Origin of the sequence: Microbulbifer halophilus, assembly GCF_026183675.1 — a bacterium.
GTDB classification, from domain to species: domain Bacteria; phylum Pseudomonadota; class Gammaproteobacteria; order Pseudomonadales; family Cellvibrionaceae; genus Microbulbifer; species Microbulbifer halophilus.
The window spans coordinates 39,429-59,504 of the sequence record NZ_JAPIVK010000014.1; the positions used below are offsets into that span (position 1 = coordinate 39,429).

20 protein-coding genes and 1 other RNA gene are annotated in these 20,076 nt (G+C 64.8%); 14 read left to right on the forward strand and 7 right to left on the reverse strand.

What is annotated here, in order from left to right; genetic code table 11:
* Positions 1-6: 6 nt before the first annotated feature.
* Complete coding sequence (rpiA, locus tag OQE62_RS09155) at positions 7-681, reverse strand: ribose-5-phosphate isomerase RpiA (protein WP_265721721.1); 675 nt, start codon at positions 679-681, stop codon at positions 7-9.
* Positions 682-821: 140 nt separating this feature from the next.
* On the opposite strand from rpiA, the gene ilvA reads away from it, so the two are divergent.
* Together ilvA and OQE62_RS09165 are read left to right on the forward strand one after the other, a co-directional pair.
* Complete coding sequence (ilvA, locus tag OQE62_RS09160) at positions 822-2,384, forward strand: threonine ammonia-lyase, biosynthetic (protein WP_265721722.1); 1,563 nt, start codon at positions 822-824, stop codon at positions 2,382-2,384.
* A gap of 245 nt (positions 2,385-2,629) precedes the next feature.
* Positions 2,630-2,767: a hypothetical protein gene (locus OQE62_RS09165; protein ID WP_265721723.1), complete on the forward strand. Its 138-nt coding sequence runs from the start codon at positions 2,630-2,632 to the stop codon at positions 2,765-2,767.
* A gap of 159 nt (positions 2,768-2,926) precedes the next feature.
* Here OQE62_RS09165 and OQE62_RS09170 read toward each other — a convergent pair whose 3' ends face one another.
* From OQE62_RS09170 to OQE62_RS09185, 4 genes are all read right to left on the reverse strand, one after another.
* Positions 2,927-3,526 carry a 5-formyltetrahydrofolate cyclo-ligase gene (locus OQE62_RS09170; RefSeq protein ID WP_265721724.1) on the reverse strand — a complete coding sequence of 200 codons (600 nt, stop codon included), beginning with the start codon at positions 3,524-3,526 and terminating at the stop codon, positions 2,927-2,929.
* 43 nt (positions 3,527-3,569) lie between these two features.
* Positions 3,570-3,750, reverse strand: a non-coding RNA gene (ssrS, locus tag OQE62_RS09175) — 6S RNA.
* 71 nt (positions 3,751-3,821) lie between these two features.
* Positions 3,822-4,148: a cell division protein ZapA gene (locus OQE62_RS09180; RefSeq protein ID WP_265721725.1), complete on the reverse strand. Its 327-nt coding sequence runs from the start codon at positions 4,146-4,148 to the stop codon at positions 3,822-3,824.
* Positions 4,148-4,351, reverse strand: a complete 204-nt coding sequence (locus OQE62_RS09185) for a TIGR02449 family protein (protein ID WP_265721726.1) — start codon at positions 4,349-4,351, stop codon at positions 4,148-4,150. Before OQE62_RS09185 ends, OQE62_RS09180 begins: the two co-directional genes overlap by 1 nt.
* A 290-nt stretch (positions 4,352-4,641) precedes the next feature.
* Here OQE62_RS09185 and OQE62_RS09190 point away from each other — a divergent pair, with 290 nt between their 5' ends.
* The 10 genes from OQE62_RS09190 to gcvH all read left to right on the forward strand — a co-directional run bounded on the left by OQE62_RS09190 (position 4,642) and on the right by gcvH (position 14,551).
* The gene (locus tag OQE62_RS09190) at positions 4,642-5,205 is read left to right on the forward strand and encodes a UPF0149 family protein (protein WP_265721727.1); all 564 of its coding nucleotides are present in this window, start codon (positions 4,642-4,644) and stop codon (positions 5,203-5,205) included.
* Positions 5,205-6,575: a Xaa-Pro aminopeptidase gene (gene pepP / locus OQE62_RS09195; RefSeq protein ID WP_265721728.1), complete on the forward strand. Its 1,371-nt coding sequence runs from the start codon at positions 5,205-5,207 to the stop codon at positions 6,573-6,575. The genes OQE62_RS09190 and pepP overlap by 1 nt, the downstream gene beginning before the upstream one ends.
* A complete protein-coding gene (gene ubiH / locus OQE62_RS09200; protein ID WP_265721729.1) occupies positions 6,572-7,810 on the forward strand; it encodes a 2-octaprenyl-6-methoxyphenyl hydroxylase in 1,239 nt (412 codons plus the stop codon). The genes pepP and ubiH overlap by 4 nt, the downstream gene beginning before the upstream one ends.
* 47 nt (positions 7,811-7,857) lie before the next feature.
* A complete protein-coding gene (locus OQE62_RS09205; protein WP_265721730.1) occupies positions 7,858-9,093 on the forward strand; it encodes a UbiH/UbiF/VisC/COQ6 family ubiquinone biosynthesis hydroxylase in 1,236 nt (411 codons plus the stop codon).
* A gap of 82 nt (positions 9,094-9,175) precedes the next feature.
* Positions 9,176-10,183 (forward strand): rhomboid family intramembrane serine protease, encoded by a 1,008-nt coding sequence (locus tag OQE62_RS09210; RefSeq protein WP_265721731.1) that lies wholly within the window; start codon positions 9,176-9,178, stop codon positions 10,181-10,183.
* 7 nt (positions 10,184-10,190) lie between these two features.
* Positions 10,191-11,336 carry a CNNM domain-containing protein gene (locus OQE62_RS09215; protein ID WP_265721732.1) on the forward strand — a complete coding sequence of 382 codons (1,146 nt, stop codon included), beginning with the start codon at positions 10,191-10,193 and terminating at the stop codon, positions 11,334-11,336.
* Between the two features lie 256 nt (positions 11,337-11,592).
* Positions 11,593-11,841, forward strand: a complete 249-nt coding sequence (locus OQE62_RS09220) for a hypothetical protein (RefSeq protein ID WP_265721733.1) — start codon at positions 11,593-11,595, stop codon at positions 11,839-11,841.
* Between the two features lie 92 nt (positions 11,842-11,933).
* On the forward strand, positions 11,934-12,500 hold the full coding sequence (locus OQE62_RS09225) for a CBS domain-containing protein (RefSeq protein WP_265721734.1): 567 nt from the start codon (positions 11,934-11,936) through the stop codon (positions 12,498-12,500).
* A 347-nt stretch (positions 12,501-12,847) separates the two neighbouring features.
* A complete protein-coding gene (gcvT, locus tag OQE62_RS09230; RefSeq protein WP_265721735.1) occupies positions 12,848-13,936 on the forward strand; it encodes a glycine cleavage system aminomethyltransferase GcvT in 1,089 nt (362 codons plus the stop codon).
* A 228-nt stretch (positions 13,937-14,164) separates the two neighbouring features.
* A complete protein-coding gene (gene gcvH / locus OQE62_RS09235; RefSeq protein ID WP_265721736.1) occupies positions 14,165-14,551 on the forward strand; it encodes a glycine cleavage system protein GcvH in 387 nt (128 codons plus the stop codon).
* A gap of 61 nt (positions 14,552-14,612) precedes the next feature.
* Here the strand turns inward: gcvH and ptsP are convergent, their stop codons facing one another.
* On the reverse strand, positions 14,613-16,931 hold the full coding sequence (gene ptsP / locus OQE62_RS09240) for a phosphoenolpyruvate--protein phosphotransferase (RefSeq protein WP_265721737.1): 2,319 nt from the start codon (positions 16,929-16,931) through the stop codon (positions 14,613-14,615).
* 250 nt (positions 16,932-17,181) lie between these two features.
* Positions 17,182-17,685 carry an RNA pyrophosphohydrolase gene (locus tag OQE62_RS09245; RefSeq protein WP_265721797.1) on the reverse strand — a complete coding sequence of 168 codons (504 nt, stop codon included), beginning with the start codon at positions 17,683-17,685 and terminating at the stop codon, positions 17,182-17,184.
* A 352-nt stretch (positions 17,686-18,037) separates the two neighbouring features.
* Between OQE62_RS09245 and OQE62_RS09250 the strand changes: the two genes are divergently transcribed.
* Together OQE62_RS09250 and OQE62_RS09255 are read left to right on the forward strand one after the other, a co-directional pair.
* Positions 18,038-18,703, forward strand: coding sequence for a histidinol-phosphatase (locus tag OQE62_RS09250; protein WP_265721738.1), 666 nt, complete (start codon positions 18,038-18,040; stop codon positions 18,701-18,703).
* Positions 18,704-18,834: 131 nt separating this feature from the next.
* Positions 18,835-20,025: an imelysin family protein gene (locus OQE62_RS09255; RefSeq protein WP_265721739.1), complete on the forward strand. Its 1,191-nt coding sequence runs from the start codon at positions 18,835-18,837 to the stop codon at positions 20,023-20,025.
* Positions 20,026-20,076 lie beyond the last annotated feature (51 nt).

Consider the following 20,076-nt stretch of genomic DNA (forward strand, 5'->3'; position numbering starts at 1 on the left):
TCCCGACTATTCGGCGGTAAACGTCTTGACACCCGAAGCGGTACCGAGCAACAGGATATCCGCCGGGCGCCGGGCGAAGATGCCGTTGGTGACCACGCCGGTGAGGTTGTTGATCGCCGCCTCAAGCGCTTCCGGCTCGGTGATCTGAAGACCGTACACATCGAGAATGACATTGCCGTTGTCGGTGGTCACGCCCTGGCGGTAGATCGGGTCGCCGCCCAGCTTGACCAGCTCCCGCGCCACCAGCGAGCGCGCCATCGGGATCACCTCCACCGGCAGCGGGAAATGGCCCAGCACCGACACCCACTTGCTCTCGTCGGCAATGCAGAGGAATTCATCCGCGCAGGCGGCGACGATCTTCTCGCGGGTCAGCGCGGCGCCGCCGCCCTTGATCAGCTCCAGCGCCGGGTTGGCCTCGTCGGCGCCGTCCACATAGACCTGGATGCCGTCGACGCTGTTCAGGTCGTAGACCGGGATTCCGTGGGACTTCAGTCGCTCGGCGGAGGCGTCGGAACTGGCCACGGTGCCGTCGAAGCGGCCCTTGATCTCCGCCAGGTAGTCGATAAAGAAATTGGCGGTGGAGCCGGTGCCCACACCGATGATGGAATCCGCTTCCAGCTTGGGGGCGATGTGGTCGATGGCGGCGCGGGCGGTGGCCCGTTTCAGGTCGTCCTGGCTCATGGGAATAATCGTTTCCTGTGCAATTATTTGTATTCGGTTGCCGGTGTCGAGCGAATATTTATCGCAGAACCGGCATTTTGGTAGCAAAGATGCTGGCGTAGGATTAGACTGGTCTTCCTGCGCGGTGCCGCGGAGCACCCATGCTGAAGCGTGCCGCGCCCCGAGAATCTGTTCTGCCGAAAGACGCCATGCCCAAGTCCTATATCAAGCGCATTCTAGACGCGCGCATTTACGATGTCGCCACCGAGACGCCGTTGGATCCGATGCGGCAGTTGTCGCACCGCTTCAGCAACCGCATCCTGCTCAAGCGCGAGGACCTGCAGCCGGTCTTCTCCTTCAAGGTGCGCGGCGCCTACAACAAGCTGTTGCAGTTGCCCGCCGAGCAGCGCGCCCGCGGCGTGATTGCCGCCTCCGCCGGCAACCACGCCCAGGGCCTGGCGCTGGGCGCGGCGCAATTGGGGGTGCGCGCCACCATCGTGATGCCCAAGACCACCCCGCAGATCAAGGTGAACGCGGTGCGCATGCGCGGCGCCGAGGTGATACTGCACGGCGATGCCTTCGACGAGGCCGCGGCCAAGGCCCGGGAGCTGGTGGAGGAGCGGGGCCTGACCTTCGTGCACCCCTACGACGACCCGGATGTGATCGCCGGCCAGGGCACCGTGGCCATGGAGCTGCTGCGCCAGCACTCCGGCAACCTGGATGCGGTGTTCATCCCGGTGGGCGGCGGTGGCCTGGCGGCGGGAATGGCCGCCTATATCAAGTATGTGCGCCCGGAAATCAGGGTCTACGCGGTGGAGCCCGAGGACGCCGCCTGCCTGAAGGCGGCGCTGGAGGCCGGCGAGCGGGTGCGCCTGCCGCAGGTGGGGCTGTTTGCCGACGGCGTGGCCGTGGCGCAGATCGGCGAGGAGACCCACCGGGTACTGCGCGAGACGGTGGACGGTGTCATCACCGTGAGCACCGACGAGATCTGCGCGGCGATCAAGGATATCTTCGAGGATACCCGCTCCATCGCCGAGCCCGCCGGCGCCGTGGGACTCGCGGGCCTGAAGAAGTACATCGAGGAAAGCGGCGACCGCAACGCCGCCCTGGCCACCGTCTGCAGCGGCGCCAACACCAATTTCGACCGCCTGCGCTATATCAGCGAACGCACCGAGATCGGCGAGAAGCGCGAGGCGGTGCTGGCGGTGACCATTCCCGAGCGCGCCGGCAGCTACCTGGATTTCTGCCGCAGTCTCGGCGATCGCGCCATCACCGAGTTCAACTACCGTTACGCCGACGGCGGCGAGGCGCATATCTTCGTCGGCATGCAGGTGGCGGCGGACGCCGATCGCCAGCAGTTGCTGGAGAAGCTGGACGCCGATGGCTACCGGGTCACGGACCTGACCGACAATGAGATGGCCAAGCTGCATATCCGCCACCTGGTGGGCGGGCGCGCGCCGGGACTGTCCGACGAGGTGGTCTACCGCTTCGAGTTCCCCGAGCGCCCCGGCGCGCTGCGCAAGTTCCTGGAGCGGCTGGCCGGGCGATGGAATATCACCCTGTTCCACTACCGCAACCACGGCGCCGCCTACGGTCGCGTGCTGGTGGGTATGCAGGTGGCGCCGGCGGAGCGGCAGGCGCTGCGGGCACTGCTGGAACAGCTCCAGTACCCCTTCTGGGACGAGAGCGACAACCCCGCCTACCGCTTTTTCCTCGCCAGTTGAGGCGGTAGAGGTGGTCCCGACAGGGTGTCGGGGCCGCCGCGTAGTCCGTCTCCCCGCCGCTGTCGAATTTTTTGTGCAAAAATGAGACAAAAATCGCAAAAAATGCTCGACTAACGGTTACTATTTCACCGCTTCTGCAGTATCTTCATCAGCGTTGAACTTTTGCGTTCAGGTGAGTCCAACGCAAGGTGAAACGCATAAAGGCTCACACAAAACCAAGAACAGCCGAATACAGGATGGTCCCCATGAAACCCGATGCACTGACAATCGCAGTGGTTGTCTTTGTCGCGGGCGTACTGCTGAGCAGCACCGGTCTGACCGAGGTTTTCGCCTCGGATCCGGAACCGCCGGCGGCTCTGCAGAAAGGAGTGGTCACGCGCTGAGCGTGACTCCCTGCCCGCTGCAACCAAAAAAGGCCGGACGCGCGAGCGTCCGGCCTTTTTTCGTCTGGCGTGGCGGATGGTAGGGGGCGCGATACCCTGTTGCCTCTCCGCGGCCCGGTTTGTTGGACTTCGCAGCACGCAGACCAACGTGCGCCCAGGTCACGCCCGGCGGCAGCGGTAGAAACCCGCCTCGGTCACCACCCCGCCCAGGGGAATATCCCAGCTGTCCGTGGGCAGCTGCGCCACACACTGCAGCTGGTGGGCGGCGCCGATCAGTGTGGGACCGGAGCCCGGCAGCGGGCGCTTGAAGGCGAAGGTGCGGTCGTAGAAGCCGGCGCCCATGCCCAGGCGCGCGCCGTCGCGATCGAAGGCCACCAGCGGCACCAGCACCAGATCCAGCCGCCGCGGCGACAGGCTGTCGCCGCGCACCGGTTCGGGAATGCGGTAGCGGTTGCGGTAGGTCAGCGGGCTGCCGTGCCAGCGGCGGAAGCGAAGCTGCGGCCGCGGCGCATGTGGCAGTACCGGCAGGTAGAAATGTTTGTCGGTGAAGCGCTCGATCAGCCAGCGGATATCCAGCTCCCCGTCCATCGGCCAGTAGATGCCGATATGCTTTGCGCGCTGCAGCAGCGGGCTGCGGCTCAACTGGATTGTGGCCGCGCGGCCGTGTCGGCGCTGCTGGTAGACCGTCAGTTGCCGTCTCGCGGTGCGCATGCGGCGGCGCAACTCGGCCTTCTCGGATCGGGCGATGCTTTTACTCATCGTTGAATCGGGAATGGATCGGCGGGCGTCGATGAAAAGTGATAAGGACCCCGAGTGTGCGGCTGCAGACATAGCCTTGAACCGTGAAGTTCAAGGTGGCGGTCTCCGGAATGCATCAGGCTTTCCGCTGCACGGCGGACTTGCTCAACAGCATACGCTGGAAACCTCCTGAATGAGATTATCGGCTCGAGGACATAGTCAACTGGCCAACACCTCAGGGTCCATTTCAGTATAACGCTGATGGTCGTGAAAGGCTAAAGGACCTTTTGCGGAAATCGGGGGGAAATCGGGACTGTCAAGTATCCCCGGTATCGATCTTGCCCAGCGCGTCCTCGACCTTGTCCTGTAAGCGGTCGAGCATTTCCTGCTCCAGCGGCACCCGGGTGAGCTCCGCCTTGGCCTCTATCAGCTCGTGGGCGATGTTCAGCGCGGCCATCACGGCGATGCGCTCCAGGCCGATCACCGAACCGCTGGAGCGGATACGCGACATACGCTCGTGCAGCAGGCGCGCGGAGGCCTGCAGCTCGGCGCGCTCGTCCTCTGCACAGGCGACACGGTACTCCTTGTCGAGAATGGAGACCGTTACGGTTTCAGTGTCGGAAGTCGGTGCTGAGTCACCCATCAGGTATCTTGCGCTAGCCCCTTGAGGCGGTTGATCATGGCTTCGACCCGGGAGCGGGCGGCCTCGTTGTTTTTTATCAGGCGCTGGCGCTCGCGCAGCCAGTCGGCTTCCTGCTGACGCAACGCGTGGTTGTCATCGGCCAGCTGTTGGCAGCGGGCGATGAGCGAATCCACTGTGCTTTCTAACGCTTGCAGCTTGTCCATAATTCCTGCGTTTCGGCGTTGCCCGTTCATTGTCTTTAAGCTCGCAGCACGACAGACTGCGAGGGATTCCGCTACTATATTGCCGGCGTATGGGAGGGTCAATTGCCGCGCCCGCGCGGGCTATCACAATTTTGCCCGCGGATCAGTGGCGGCGTATGCCCCCGGCGGCAGCCTGCTGCGGAATGCGGCAATCTGCTCAAATGCTGATCACAGGCCATTTCCCGATGTCATTGGCCCGGCGCCGCCTCCCCACCTGAAACAGACAGTATAGAAAACACCGAGCGGTATTTATGACAGCGCCAGCCAACCAGTTTGATTCCCTCGCCGACGCCATTCTCGCCGCCGGCGGCACCACCGACCCGAGCGAGCTGCACGGTTTTGCCTGCGGCGTGGTCGCCGCCGGTGCGCGGCCGGACAAAAACCGCTGGGAAAAAGAGCTGGCCGAACTGATGCAACTGGACGCGATACCCGCGGAACTCAACCGCGATTTTCAGAAGCTCGCGGACGACAGCCTCCGGCAACTGCGCGACAGCCAGTTTGATTTCCGGCTGCTGCTTCCCGGCGACGCCGGCCTCGAGGCAAAGACATCAACCCTGGGCAACTGGTGTCAGGGTTTTCTGCTCGGTTTCGGTATCGGCGATTTCCAGGGCGAAATGCCGGCCACCAGCCGCGAGGCGCTGGAGGATATCGGCACCATCGCCCAGGTGGACGCGGGGACAATCGAGGAGTCCGACGAGACGGAAAACCACTTGTTGCAGGTGGAGGAATATGTGCGCGTGGCGGTCATGAATATTTTTACCGAGTGCAGCGGCGATCGCAACATCGCCGACGACAGCGGCCCCACCCTGCACTGATGGCTGTCGGCAGGAAAGGCCCCGCGGCGGGCATCGCGAAAGCGGAGTACGCGCGCCGGCGCGCCCACCTGATTGCCGGACTGGCGCCGGACAGCCTGGCGATAGTACCCGCTGCGCGGGAACAGCTGCGCTCGCGGGATACCTACTTCCCGTTTCGACAGGACAGCGACTTCCTCTACCTGACCGGCTTCAACGAGCCCGAGGCACTGCTGGTACTGGTGCCCGGCCGCGACCAGGGCGAGGAGCTGCTGTTCTGTCGCGAGCGCGACGCGGAAAAGGAAATGTGGGACGGCCCGCGCCTGGGCCCCGAGCGCGCCGTGGAACGCTGCGGTCTCTGCGACGCATTCCCGATCGGCGACCTGGACGATATCCTGCCGGGCCTGCTGGAAGGGCGCGAGCGCATCTACTACACCATGGGCCGCTTCCCGCAACTGGATCGGCGCCTGCAGCACTACCTGCAGGCGCTCGACGGCGCCCCCGGCAGCGCCGGTGCGCCGGAAATGGTCGACCTGGATCGCCAGCTGCACGACCTGCGCCTGTACAAAAGTGCGCAGGAACTGCGCCTGATGCGGCGCGCCGCCGGGATCACCGCCGAGGCGCACCGCCGCGCGATGCTCGCCTGCCGCCCCGGCGTTTACGAATACACGCTGGAAGCGGAATTGCTGCGCACTTTTGTCGCCGCCGGCGCGCGCCAACCCGCCTACCCGAGCATTGTCGGCGGCGGCCGCAACGCGTTGGTGATGCACTATTGCAGCAACGACGCGGCGCTGAAAAACGGCGACCTGGTGCTGGTGGATGCGGGCTGCGAATACCGCGGCTACGCCGCCGACGTAACCCGTACCTACCCGGTCAACGGCCGTTTCAGCGGCGCCCAGCGCGCCCTCTACGAAATCGTGCTGGCGGCGCAGCGGGCGGCCATCGACGCAATACGCATCGGCAATCACTGGGACCAGCCGCATATGGCCAGCGTGCGCACCATGACCGAGGGGCTCGCGGAACTGGGCCTGCTGCGCGGCGAGATCGACGGCCTGATCGAGTCCGGTGCCTACCGCCGTTTCTATATGCACCGCGCCGGCCACTGGCTGGGGATGGACGTACACGATGTGGGGGACTACCGGGTACACGGTCAATGGCGCCAACTGGAAGCGGGCATGGCGATGACGGTGGAACCGGGCCTCTATATCGCCGCCGACGACCGGAAGGTGCCGGAAAAATTCCGCGGTATCGGTATCCGTATCGAGGACGATGTGGCGCTGACAAAAGACGGCGCGCAGGTACTGTCGGCGGCTGCGCCCAGGACCATCGCCGAAATCGAGGACACCATGCGGCAGGGGACTGAAGAGACACAGTTGCAGGGGGAATTGTGGTGAGCGAACCGAAACGCGTCGACCTGGCGATTGTCGGCGGCGGCATGGCCGGCGCCAGCCTGGCGCTGATGCTGGCGCACTACTGCCCGCGGCTGTCCGTGGCGCTGCTGGAACGACAGGCACTGCCGGATGCCGGCGCCAGCGTGCAGCTGCCCAGTTTCGACACCCGCGCCACCGCCGTCGCCGCCGGCAGCCTGCAGATCTTCGACGAACTGGGCCTCTGGCCGCAGTTGCGCGGTTACGCGGCGCCCATCGAACATATCCACGTCAGCGACCGCGGCCGCGCCCTGGGCGCGGCACTGACAGCGGACGAGCAGGAGCGCGCCAGTTTTGCCGGCATGCTGGGCGCGGTGATCGAAAACGCGGCCCTGGGGCCGGTACTGCACGGCGCCCTGGCGCGGACGAATGTGCAGATGCTGGCACCGGCGCAGGTCGACGCCGTGCAGATGTCGGAAAGCGGCGCGCAACTGGCCTGGCGCAGCGATTCTGACAGTGGTGAGCACTCACTATCGACCCGGCTGCTGGTGGTTGCGGACGGCGTCGATTCGCCCCTGTGCCGGCAACTGGGGATAGAGACGGAGCGAATTGATTACCGGCAGCGGGCCCTGGTCACTACCATCGGTCTGGAGCGGGATCACCGCAACCGCGCCTACGAGCGTTTTACCGACGATGGCCCCATGGCGCTGCTGCCGCTGCCGAAACGGGATGGCCTGCACCGTATGGCGCTGGTGTGGACTTGTGCCGCCGGGGTAGCGGAGGAGCTGGCCGCACTGTCGGAAGCGCGTTTTCTCCAGCGCCTGCAGCGCGCCTTCGGCTGGCGCGCCGGGCGCATGGTCCGCGCCGGCGCCCTGCAGAGCTATCCGCTCAGCCTGTCCCTGGCGCGGGAACAGTGGCGCCGCAACCTGGTACTGGTGGGCAACTGCGCCCATTTCCTGCACCCGGTGGCGGGGCAGGGCTTCAACCTGACGCTGCGGGACTGCTACGGCCTGGCGCAGGCGCTCGCCGGTGTCGATTTGGCGTCAAATTCAACGCGGCAGCTAGACTTGTTACAGGAGTACGGCCGCGGCCGGCGGCTGGATCAGCAGCTAACCATTGGCTTCAGCGACCGCATACCGCCGCTGTTCGCCTCGGCAAACCCGCTGGCGCGGGGGCTGCGCCAGGCGGGGCTGCTGGGCCTGATGCTGGCGCCGCCACTGCGGTCGGGTTTTGTCGGCCAGGCGGCCGGTTTTGGGCTTTAATTGACGCACTGGCCGCTCGGCCGGGTCACCTCCAGCAGGGGCAGACTATGAACAGACAGCGTATGGATATCGCCATCGTCGGCGGCGGCATGGTGGGCCTGGCCCAGGCCGCCTTGCTGGCGGTGCGCCACCCGCAGTTGCAGATCGCGCTGCTGGAGGCGGCCAGTGAACAGCCGCCGGTGCCCGCCGACCACTACGATCCGCGCGTGGTGGCGCTCACCCAGTCCTCCCACGAGTTGCTCGAGGAAGTGGGCGCCTGGGAATCCTTCGGCGGCGAGCGCGCCTGCCCCTATACCGAAATGCGCGTCTGGGACGCCGAGGGCACCGGCTCGGTACGCTTCAACAGCCGCGATGTGCGGCTGCCCAATCTCGGCCACATCGCCGAGAACAGCGTGGTGGTGGCGGCGCTGCGCCGGCGCCTCGAGGCCCTGCCCAACGTGGAGCTGGTGGACGGCTTCCGCCTCGAGAGCTGGTGGCGCGATTGCGGCCTCTGGCACCTGCAGCCGCGCAGCGACCGCGTCAATGTGATCGAGGGGCTGGAGGAAAACGGCGAGATACTGCGTACGCGCCTGCTGATCGGCGCCGACGGCGCCCGCTCGCGGGTGCGCGACCTGCTGCGCATTCGCGCGCGGGAAACCGTCTACAACCAGACGGCGCTGGTGTGCGTGGCCCGCTGCGAAAAGTCCCACCAACACACCGCCTGGCAGCGCTTCCTGAAAACCGGGCCGCTGGCGTTCCTGCCGCTGGCCGGGCTGGGTGACGAAAATCACTGCGCGGTGGTCTGGTCCGCGGACCGGGAGCTGGCGCGGGAACTGGTGATGCTCGATGACAACGCCTTCGCCCTCAACCTGGAAAAGGCGTTCGAGAGTCGCCTCGGCAATGTCGAGGAGGTTGGCGAGCGCTTCTCCTTCCCGCTGCGCGCGCGCCATGCGGAATCCTACTACGGCCCCGGCGCGGTGCTGATCGGCGACGCCGCCCACAGCATCCACCCGCTGGCCGGCCAGGGGGTCAACCTGGGGCTGCAGGATGTGTCGGTGCTGAGCGAGGAAATCGCCCGCGCCCTGAAACGCGGCCTGGAGCCGGCGGACCCCTCGGTACTGGCGCGCTACCAGCGCCGCCGCCGCGGCGACAACGCCGCCACCCTCAAGGCCATGAGTACCTTCAAATCCCTGTTCGGCGCCGGCGACCTGCACTGGCGCTGGCTGCGCAACACCGGATTGAGTATGGTAGACGCCAGCCCGTTGCTGAAAAAACGCATCATCCTGCGCGCCATGGCGGTGTAAGCCGGGAGCGCCGAGCCCCGGCTCGGCACGCGGGCCGCAGGCCCGCCATGGCTTTGCCACTTATTGAGACAGGCCCCGACAATTGAGCCACTGGACCACCGTCTACCAATTCCCCATCGACAAGGACCTCTCCGAACTGGCGCAGTTTATCCGGCGCAATCGCCTGCCCCTGCGCATCAGTGAGGAAAACAACAGCCAGGTATTGTCCGCGGCCGATCCGCGCCTGCCGGGCCTGTTGCAGCCGGTGCTGGAGCGTTGGCTCGCCGGCGAGATCCGCCTGGGCGATATCCGTGTGGAAGCGGTGGAGGAGCCCGCACCCGTAGCCACTGATGACGCCGTGGAGGAACAGCGCGAGGGCGAAAGGAATACCCCGGAGGAAACGGAAGCCGGCTCTTCAGCGAACACGGACCTGCCGGAAAACGCATCGACACAGCCCGCCCCCGCCTCGCCGCTACCGGACTGGCCCCTGCATAAAACGCCGCTCTGCCTGGTGTTGATCGCGCTGTGTTTTATCGGCTGGCTGTTGCCGGAGCCCTTGGCTCGGGCGCTGTTGATTGTCCCCGATCGCGGCGGCGATTTCGCTCTCGAGGGTTCCACCCTGGCCCGGCACTGGGCCCAGGGCGAGTACTGGCGCCTGTGGACGCCGGCGATCGTGCATTTCTCCCTGCCACACGCGCTGTTCAATGCCCTGGGCGTCTGGATTCTCGGCCGCTCGCTGGAAGCGCGCGCCGGCACCCTGGCGTTTGCGCTGCTGGTATTGACCAGCGCCGTCGCCTCCAACCTGGCGCAGTATTACTGGTCGCCGGAAACATATTTCGGTGGTATGTCCGGTGTGGTGTACGCGCTGGTGGGGGCCGTGTTGGTACTGCAGCGCTGGCGGCGGAACTGGCGCGATGTACCCAGCGGCATTGTCGCCGTAGCGGTGGGGTGGTTGCTGTTTTGTGCCACTGGCCTTTTCACGTATATTTTCGGCACCGGTATCGCCAATGCCGCGCATATCGGCGGATTTTTGTGTGGTATCTTGTTGACGCTGTTGTACTGCTTCACCAGCGGCGCCAGACAATTTTCCGATAATCCCGCGGCCGCCTGATCTTCTTATGTTCCTGTTGATTGTCTATGTACTGATTGCGCTGGGCTTTTCCTTCCTGTGCTCGATTGCCGAGTCGGTGATACTGAGCGTGACCAAACCCTACACCAGCCTGCTGGAGCGCGAGGGCAATCGCGCCGGCGCGGTGCTGCGCAAACTCAAGGAAGACATCAACGCGCCGCTGGCGGCCATCCTGACCCTCAATACCGTTGCCCACACCGCCGGCGCCGCCGGTGCCGGTGCCCAGGCCGCCGAGGTCTTCGGCAGCCAGTACGTGGGAGTGATCTCCGCGGTCCTGACGCTGCTGATCCTGATTCTTTCCGAGATCATTCCCAAGACCCTCGGCGCGGTCTATTGGCGCCAACTGGCTCCGGTAACCGGCTACACGGTGCGTTTCCTGGTGTGGATACTCTACCCCTTCGTGAAAATGTCCGAGTGGCTCACTCGCGGTCTCGCCCACGGCCCCACGCTGACCGGTTTCAGCCGTGAGGAATTTGCGGTGATGGCGGAACTCGGCCGCGCCGAGGGGCAATTGGAAGAGCGGGAGTCGAATATCCTGCGCAACCTGTTTTTTACCCTGCGCGATCAATCGGTGCGCGAGGTAATGACACCGCGCACCGTGGTCTACTCCCTGCCCCAGGACGACACCCTGGAAGATGTCTGCGAGGATGTGGAAAAGAGCCGTTTTTCTCGCATCCCCATCTATGAGCGGCGCGACCCCGACTGCGTGGTGGGCTTTGTACTCAAGCAGGAATTGCTGCTGGCGCAGGCGAAGGGCGGGGGCGAAGACAAACTGTCGAAATTCCGCCGCGATATGCTGATGCTGCCGGAGACCGCCACCATCTACCAGGCTTTCCAGAAAATGCTCGCGCGGCGCATGCAGATCAGCGCGGTGCTGGACGAGTACGGCAGCCTGGAAGGGCTGGTCACGCTGGAAGACCTGCTGGAAACCCTGCTGGGCGAGGAAATCGTCGACGAGGCGGACAAGACGCCGGACCGCCAGCAACTGGCCAAACGACTGTGGCGCTGGCGCTCGAAGCGCTACGGCCTGAAGGTGGATGACGAGGCCCAGCGGGAGGAAGACGACGGGGAATTCGAGGGTGGCGATACTGGCAATACCGAAGAGCCGCCCGGCAAAGATGAAGCCGGACATTGACCGGATTTATCGTTCCGGTAAACGAATAAAACTTGATCAGAGTGAACCCTGGCCCCATAGTCCAGTCTATGACGTAGAGTAGAAATCCCCTGTCGGTTGAGGCTGGCAAACGATTTTTCGCTCGTAGAGGCCCGGCAGCGGCAAGGTATTCAATGGCCCGCTGTTTTTGGGTACTCCCATCTCCGATGGATGCAGATTGGTAGGTTTTTATCGTGCGTATCGGGTTGCTTTTTCTGGTTCTGCAGTCGGTGCTGTTGTGTGCAACAGCGCAGGCCGAGCCCGATATCGCGCAGAGAAAACTGCATCCGGCGCGCTGGAAGCCTCCGGTGGCGACGGCGATCCCCTGCCGCAGGACGGCGATGTCGACACCGAACTGCAGCGCAGTGCGACCACTGATTCCGACTCCCCGCTGACCACCCCCGTCGAGACGCAGGCACCGCGCCGTGCGTTACCGGCCGACCGCTGCATTGCCAATATAATCCGCGGCCCTCCCTTTCTGGCGTAACTCCGCTTTTCACTGTTATTGAACCCGTTTGCCGCGTTATGCGCGGCCAACCGCTCGACGCCACACGGCGCGAGCCAGAGAGAGTTATCGCCATGAAAAACTTCGACTTTCTGCAACTGCAGGACCTGGACCGGCTGGTATTTCCGGAAGAATTCCACGACCTGACCCTGGACTCCCCGGCACTCAGTTTCATTTCGGATTTCAAGCATCACCATCCCTCGGTATTGACCACTTCTGTCACCGCCCTGAATGCGGCCAAGGTAATGCGCGCCGGTCACCTGAGCGCGGTGTTGGTGCTGGACAGAGAGGGCACGTTTACCGGCCTGCTGACCCCGGACGACGTCAGCCGCCAGCGGATTGTGCAACTGGTGGCAGCGGGCCTGCCGCGACATGAGCTGACCGCGGGTGACCTGATGCGCCCGCGCAGTGAATTGAAAATGTTGAGCTACCAGCAGGTGGCCAACAGCCGTATCCGCGATGTGCTCGGGGCCATGCGCCGCGAGCGGCAGCGGGTCTGCCTGATAGTGGATCAGGACAACCACCATGTGCGCGGACTGCTCAGTGCTGACGAGGTGGGTGAGCGCCTGCAGGCGCGGATCGATATTGAACAGGCGCCCAGCTTTACCGACCTCATCGAGACGATGGCGCCCGTCCACTGAGTGGTGTCGGCAAAGCGGTAGGGTGCGCCGTGCGCACCAGAGTTTACGCAGCCGGCACCAATCCCTGAAGGACGCCCGCCAGAAAACGCGATGGGCGGGACGAGGCCCGCCCATCGCCGTTCCGTTCCGGCGGGCAGCTCGCCCCTGTCCATCCCAGGGCCGTCCCCACTCCCTCCTCCGCAGGAAACCGAATCTTTGGCGGCGCCGGCGCTCGATCGCAGGTTTAAGTCCCGGAGCCTGCTAGGCTTGCAGATCATAGCTGTATTAGGCGGGGGCCTTCTGGTAACGGCGATGGCGGCGCCGTTAGAATATGCGGCTTTATGGTGCACTGACTTCGAGAACAAAATATGGGAAACAGAACGCCTCTGTATGACGCACATGTCGCCATGGGCGGCAAAATGGTGGATTTCGGCGGATGGGATATGCCGCTGCACTACGGATCGCAAATGGAAGAGCACAACAAGGTGCGCACCGCCGCCGGCATGTTCGATGTCTCCCATATGACCGTGGTCGATATCGACGGCGACGGCGCCCGCGACTTCCTGCGCTACCTGCTGGCCAACGATGTGGCCAGGCTCGACGGCAAGCCCGGCAAGGCGCTCTACACCGGCATGCTCAACGAAAAGGGCGGTGTGATCGACGACCTGATCGTCTATCTGGTGGATCCCGGCTACCGCATGGTGGTCAACTGCGCGACCCGCGACCGGGACCTGGCCTGGATGGAGCAGCAGGCCGAATCCTTCGAGGTCTCCCTGAGCGAGCGCCCGCAACTGGCGATGGTCGCCATCCAGGGCCCCGAAGCGCTGGACAGGGTGAAGGAAGTGTTGGGCGTCGACTGGATTGCCGCCATCGACGACCTGAAACCCTTCCAGAGCGTTGCCCGCGGCGACTGGTTCGTCGGCCGCACCGGCTATACCGGGGAAGACGGTGTGGAGATCATGCTGCCCGGCGAGGACGCCGACGGCTTCTGGCGCGCACTGGCGGATGCCGGCGTGGCGCCCTGCGGCCTGGGCGCGCGGGACACACTGCGCCTGGAAGCCGGCCTCAACCTGTACGGCCACGAAATGGACGAGGACACCTCGCCGCTGGTCGCCAATATGGGCTGGACTGTCGCCTGGCAGCCGGAGGAACGCGACTTTATCGGCCGCGGGCCCATTGCCGAGGAAAAGGCGGCCGGCGTAAAACAGAAACTGGTGGGCCTGGTGCTGGAAGAGCGCGGCGTACTGCGCGCGGACCAGCCGGTGGTGGTGGACGGCGCCGACGAGCGCGGTATCATCACCAGCGGTACTTTTTCCCCCACCCTGGGCCATTCCATTGCGCTGGCGCGGGTGCCGGTGACGGTGGGCGACACCGCCCGGGTGGAGATGCGCAAGAAGCTGGTACCGGTGAAGGTGGTTAAACCCTGTTTTGTGCGCAATGGCAAGTCGGTTGTCTGAGGGCCTGTTTCGAATCTGTCAGAGTTAGGCCCCCGGTGGCGGGGTCGGATGGGGGACCGCTTTCCGGGACACGCCGTGAATACGTCCCTGTAGGCTTGTCTGCGAGGTCCCTCTCGCAGACAGTCCCGGAAAGCGGTCCCCCACCCGACCCTGCGAGCCCCGTACAGGAAGCCAAACAGGCTCCGAAAAAAGAATCTGAAGAAATCTGCTTAATAGAGGGATCACAGCATGAGCGAAATCCGCAGCGAACTGAAATACATGCCCAGCCACGAGTGGGCGCGGCTGGAAGAGGACGGCACCGTCACCATCGGCATCAGTGACCACGCCCAGGACGCATTGGGTGATGTGGTGTTCGTGGAGACCCCGGAAGTGGGCACTGAGCTGGCCGCCGGTGACGAGGCCGGTGTGGTCGAATCCGTGAAAGCCGCCAGCGATATCTACGCACCGGTTTCCGGCGAAGTGATCGCCGTGAACGAGTCCCTGGAAGACGCTCCCGAGAGTGTCAACGAATCCCCCTACGACGAGGGCTGGATGTTCCGCGTCAAGCCGAGCGATACCGGTGAGCTGGATAAAATGCTCGATGCGGATGCCTATCGGGAAGAAGCGGAAGAGTAGTCAGCGTTCAAAATCAAATATCAATGGAAAAAGCCGCCGGGCATCTGCCCGGCGGCTTTTTTTATTTCGAGCTTTGTTTTTTTACATTTGACATGTAATTTTTGCTATTTGGGTTTTGACTCTCCCCTTCCGGCTGCAATAGCGCCTTCAACCCCAACCCCTGCAGAAAGTCCTGCAATACCTGCTCTATCTGCTCCGGATACTGCAGGTCCAGCACCTGTTTCAATAACTGATCGGCATCGGACTTTTTCACCGCCCGCAGGGCCGCCTTGACCCGGGGCAGGTTGGTGGCGTTCATCGACAGTACGTCGTAGCCCATGGCGACCAGCAGCAGGGCGCCACCGGGGTCACCGGCCAGTTCGCCGCAGATACCCACCTTGGTGCGGGCGGTGTGGCCGGCGTTGACCACCTGCAGCAGGGCGCGCAGCACCGCCGGGTGCAGGGCGTGGTAGATACTGGCCACGCGGCTGTTGTTGCGGTCTACCGCCAGCAGGTACTGGGTCAGGTCGTTGGAGCCCACGGATATGAAGTCCACCTGCTGCGCCAGGTCGCTGGCCTGGTAGACCGCCGACGGGACCTCGATCATGATGCCGAGCGGCGGCATGTCGATCCGATAGCCCTCGTCTCGCAGTTCCCGGTGGGCCCGCTCTACCAGCTTGCGCGCCGCTTCCACTTCGCCCACGCCGCTGATCATCGGCAGCATGATGCGCAGGTTGTCGAGCCCCTGGCTGGCTTTCATCATGGCCCGCACCTGGCCCAGGAAAATCTCCGGGTGGTCCAGGGTCACGCGGATACCGCGCCAGCCGAGGAAGGGGTTGGTCTCCTCAATGGGAAAGTAGGCCAGCGCCTTGTCGCCGCCCACATCCAGGGTGCGCATGGTCACCGGGCGCGGCGCGAAGGCCTCCAGCTGTTCGCGGTAGATCTCGCGCTGCTCCTCCTCGGACGGGAAACGGTCGCGCAGCAGGAAGGGCACCTCGGTGCGGTAGAGGCCCACGCCCTCGGCGCCCCGCTCCAGGGAGCGCACCACGTCCGCCATCAGGCCGGTGTTGACCCACAGGCGCACCCGGTGGCCGTCGGCGGTCTCGCCGGGCAGGCCGGCCAAGTGGTCCAGGTTGCGCGCCAGTTCGCGCTCTTCCTCGACGATGGCGTCGTAGCGGCGCCTGAGTTCGGCGCCCGGATGCACATGCAGCTCGCCGCGATAGCCGTCCACCACCAGCTCGGCACCGTCGATCTGCTCGTAGGGCAGGTCCTGCGCCCCCATCACTGCCGGCAGCCCCATGGCGCGGGCGATGATGGCCACGTGGCTGTTGGCGGAGCCCTTCACCGAGATCAGGCCCATCAGACGCTCGCGCGGCACTTCGGCGAGCATCGCCGCGGTCAGTTCCTCGCCGATCAGAATCGTATTTTGCGGATAGTCCCGCTGGGCCTGCTGTTGTTGGCGCAAGTGCATCAATACCCGCGCGCCCAGGTCGCGCACATCGGCGGCGCGATCGCGGAAGTAGGCGTCGGACATGGCCTCGAAGCGGCGCACGTGCTCCAGCATCACCTCGGCCCAGGCGCGGGAGGCGCTGAGCTGCTGGCGGATACGGTCGCAGACCTCCACCGCCAGGGAGCTGTCGTCGAGCATGCTGATATAGGCGTCGAACAGCGCCCGCTCTTCGCGGTTCAGGTCGTTCTTCAGGCGCTCGCCGACCTCGCGAATCTCCTTGCGGGCATTGCCCAGTGCCTGCTGGAAGAGTTCCAGCTCGGCCTCCACGTCCATACAGCAGGAGTAGGGTACGGTGGCCAGGTTGGCCTGGGGCGAAACCACATGGGCGCGACCGATGGCGACACCCGGTGAGGCGGCGATACCGCCGAACCGGGTCTCACGGCGCTGCCGCCCGATGGTGGCCAGGGCGCCGGTGGCTTCGGCGTGGGCGATCACGCCGGCCAGCTGCGCCGACAGGGTGACCAGGAAGGCTTCCTCGCCCTCGTCGAAGCGGCGCTGTTCCGCCTGCTGTACCACCAGCACGCCGAGCACATTGCGGTGGTGAATGATGGGGGTGCCGAGAAAGGCGCTGAAACGCTCCTCGCCGGTGGCGGGGAAGTACTGGTAAGCGGGGTGGGACTCGGCGCGCTCCAGGTTGATGGGCTCCTCTCGGGTGACCACATTGCCCACCAGGCCCTCGCCCGGCACCATATGCACCTTGCCCACCGAGTCCTGGTTCAGGCCGCGGGTGGCCATCAGCACATAGGAATCGGACTGCTTGTCGCGCAGGTAAACGGAGCAGACCCGGGTGTGCATCACCTCGCGCACGCGGCGCACGATGATATCCAGTACCGCGGGCAGGTCCCTGGCCGCGTTGACTTCCTGAACGATACTGCGCAGAGATCCGAGCAAAGGTCTGTCCTTCCCTTTAGATTCAACTTGAATCCACCTAAAAGTTACGGATTCAAGCTCTGTTTCGGGGGAGATGTCTACCGATGGCACAAGCCGGGGCGGGGTACACCTTTCTGGGACTGTCTGCGAGAGGGACCTCGCAGACAAGCCTACAGGGATGTATTTACGGCGTGTCCCAGAAAAGTGTACCCCGCCCCGGCTCCCCAACGGCATTCCCGAAGCGTGAGTCTATATGAAACCCCGCCGGCGGCTATTCCTGTCCGCGCAGCCAGCGCTTCTCCAATTGTATCTGCTGTGGCGCCAGTTCGGTGAGGGCGCGGCGGTATACCTCGCGTTTGAAGGTCACCACCTTGCTCAGCGGATGCCAGTAGCTGACCCAGCGCCACTGATCGAACTCGGGCTTGTAGCCGTTGTTGAAACTGATGCTGTCCTCGGGCGCCTCCAGCTTGAGCAGATACCATTTCTGCTTCTGGCCGATACACAGGGGCGCCGAGCGCTTGCGGATCAGCCGCCGGGGCAGCCGGTAGCGCAGCCAGCCGCGGGTGCTGGCGATCAGGCTGACCTGGTCGCGGGTCAGCCCCACCTCCTCGTAGAGCTCGCGATACAGCGCCTGCTCCGGCGCCTCGCCCGGATTGATTCCGCCCTGGGGAAATTGCCAGGCGTCCTTGCCGCCTATCCGCCGCGCCCACAGCGCCTCGCCGCGGGCGTTCAGAACAATGATGCCGACGTTGGGGCGAAAGCCCTCGTCGTCGATGTTACTGCTGTTGCTGTCGCCGCTGCGCTCCGGCCTCTTGCCCGGGGTGTCGCTGCGGCTGGACTGCCTGGCGGACCTGCGGCGGTGTTTGCGCCCGGACTGAGCCGGCTTGCCGTCGCCCAAAATACCGTCCTCGATTCGTCTGTGTGCGGCCGCCTGACGGGCTGAGTTCGACAGGCTGTCAACCGCGCATACTTGTCCGGCATTGTTCCACAGCGGGGTTATTACGGCAATTCGGTGACACGCGCACTGTGCCGGCGGTCTCTACGGGTTAAAATCTCCGCCCCCGGGTTGTGTCGCTGGCGGCGAAATCCCCCCGTGGGACTATAGTTGACTATTGAGGGAGATGGCGGTGCAGTTGGCGATATTTGATCTGGACAATACCCTGATCGGTGGCGACAGCGATCACGCCTGGGGCGAGTTCCTGGTGGAACGCGAGCATGTAGACGGTGAGCGCTATCGCTCCGCCAACGACCGCTTCTACCGGGATTACCAGCGCGGCGAGCTGGATATCTTTGCCTACCTGGAATTTGCCCTGGAGCCGCTGGCGCAGCTCTCGCAGGGGCAGCTCGGCAACCTGCAGCGGGCCTTCATGGAGGAAGTGATCAGCGAGATCTGGCTGCCGCAGGCGGAAGAGCTGATCGCCGGGCACCGGCGCGATGGCCACCATATCATGATCATTACCGCCACCAACCGCTTCGTGGTGGAGCCGATCGCCGCCCGCCTGGGAGTGGACACGCTGCTGGCCACGGAGCCGGAGGAAGTGGAGGGCCGTTTTACCGGTCGCGTGGCGGGAGAGCCCTGTTACCAGGGCGGCAAGGTACTGCGGCTGCATCAGTGGCTGGCGCACAACCCGGCCTACGCCGCCTCGGAGAAGTGGTTCTACAGCGACTCCATCAACGACCTGCCGCTGCTGCGGGAAGTGGAGCACCCGGTGGCGGTGGACCCGGATCCGCGCCTGCGGACCGAGGCCGAGAACCGCGGCTGGCCGGTAATCAGCCTGCGTGGGGAGGAATGAGGTAGCGGCCAGCGGGTGTGTTTTAACCCTCAGGTTTCGGGGTTCAGTTGGGGGAGCCGGAACGGGGTGCGTCGCGGCGCATCGAACGCTGAAGCTCGAGTTGAATCGACAGTTTTGAAATGGGGAATTCTGTGAACGGAAACTCTAAGTGGCGCGGGGGACCGCGGCTGTGGCGAATGGCGCTGGTGGCGATGCTGCTGACTTTCGGTGCCTGCGAGGCGAAAAAGACTGAACAGCCGGCCGCCGAGAAGCCGCAGCCGGCGCCGGAGGTGATCGACGAAGAGGCGGCCGAGGCGCTGTCGCGCAGTGTCTGGCAGACGGGCGAGGCGCAGTTGGCGGACGTCCGCGCGGCAGTGGAGGGGCTCAACCGCGCGGTGGCAACGTTGCTGGAGCGGCCCAGTGACGATCATCTGGAGGCGGCCAAGCTGGCCTGGCTGGATGCACACCGCGAATTCGCCGCGGCGCTGCCCTATATCCAGTTGGGCTTCGCGCCGGCGGAAATCCGCGAGCAGGGCCGCAAGCTGGTGCTGGCACTGGACAGCTGGCCGGCACAGCCGGGTTACCTGGATACGGTGCCGGGCTATTCCGACAGCGGTATCGTCAACGACACCGCCATTGAGCTGACCCTGACCAACCTGCGCCACCAGCACCGCCTGACTGCCAACGAGGAGGCGAGTACCGGTTTCCACGCGATGGAAGTCATGCTCTGGGGCCCCACCGGCGAGCGCACGGCGGAGGAGTTTGTCGCCGTGGATGAGGGCGAGAAGCCTGAGGCGCTGGCAGTCAACCGCCGGCGCCAGCTGACCGGCCTGATCGGCGAGGCGATGAACGAGGATGCGAATGACCTGGCGCAGCGCTGGCCCTATTCCGCCAACGACCTGTCGCGGCATTTCCTGGCCCTGGCCCCCGTCGAGCGCCTGCAACAGGTGCGAGCCACCCATACGCGGGTGGTGGACGAGGAATTGCTGCGGCGTCTGCCGGAGAGTTCCGAGAGCGACGTGGAGAGCGGCCGCGCCGCGGATTCCAAGCAGGCGCTACTGGCCATACTGCGCACCCTGCAGGCCAGCTGGCTGCCGGCGGAGGGCACCGGCCTCGCCGAGCTGCTGCTGGACCGACACCAGGTCGGCGCGCTGGCGCAGAGCTTCGCCGAGCTGGAGGAACTGTTGATGAAGATGGAAGACCCGATGGAGCTGGCGGCACTGGACCAGCTGTCCCGGGCGCGGGAGCTGCTGGAGCAGATCGCCGGACTGATGGCGGGCACGACCCGGGTGCCGGCGACCGAGGAGGAAGTGACACCGGTGTCGCTGCCCGGAGGGAATTGATCGGTCGGTGCGCACGGCGCACCCTACCCCAGTCCCCAAACGAAAGAACCC

Bases quoted from the DNA above. Each gene is read 5' to 3' on its own strand.
- rpiA (WP_265721721.1), bottom strand. From the start codon at position 681: ATGAGCCAGGACGACCTGAAACGGGCCACCGCCCGCGCCGCCATCGAC.
- ilvA (WP_265721722.1), top strand. From the start codon at position 822: ATGCTGAAGCGTGCCGCGCCCCGAGAATCTGTTCTGCCGAAAGACGCC.
- OQE62_RS09165 (WP_265721723.1), top strand. From the start codon at position 2,630: ATGAAACCCGATGCACTGACAATCGCAGTGGTTGTCTTTGTCGCGGGC.
- OQE62_RS09170 (WP_265721724.1), bottom strand. From the start codon at position 3,526: ATGAGTAAAAGCATCGCCCGATCCGAGAAGGCCGAGTTGCGCCGCCGC.
- OQE62_RS09180 (WP_265721725.1), bottom strand. From the start codon at position 4,148: ATGGGTGACTCAGCACCGACTTCCGACACTGAAACCGTAACGGTCTCC.
- OQE62_RS09185 (WP_265721726.1), bottom strand. From the start codon at position 4,351: ATGGACAAGCTGCAAGCGTTAGAAAGCACAGTGGATTCGCTCATCGCC.
- OQE62_RS09190 (WP_265721727.1), top strand. From the start codon at position 4,642: ATGACAGCGCCAGCCAACCAGTTTGATTCCCTCGCCGACGCCATTCTC.
- pepP (WP_265721728.1), top strand. From the start codon at position 5,205: ATGGCTGTCGGCAGGAAAGGCCCCGCGGCGGGCATCGCGAAAGCGGAG.
- OQE62_RS09205 (WP_265721730.1), top strand. From the start codon at position 7,858: ATGAACAGACAGCGTATGGATATCGCCATCGTCGGCGGCGGCATGGTG.
- OQE62_RS09215 (WP_265721732.1), top strand. From the start codon at position 10,191: ATGTTCCTGTTGATTGTCTATGTACTGATTGCGCTGGGCTTTTCCTTC.
- OQE62_RS09225 (WP_265721734.1), top strand. From the start codon at position 11,934: ATGAAAAACTTCGACTTTCTGCAACTGCAGGACCTGGACCGGCTGGTA.
- gcvT (WP_265721735.1), top strand. From the start codon at position 12,848: ATGGGAAACAGAACGCCTCTGTATGACGCACATGTCGCCATGGGCGGC.
- gcvH (WP_265721736.1), top strand. From the start codon at position 14,165: ATGAGCGAAATCCGCAGCGAACTGAAATACATGCCCAGCCACGAGTGG.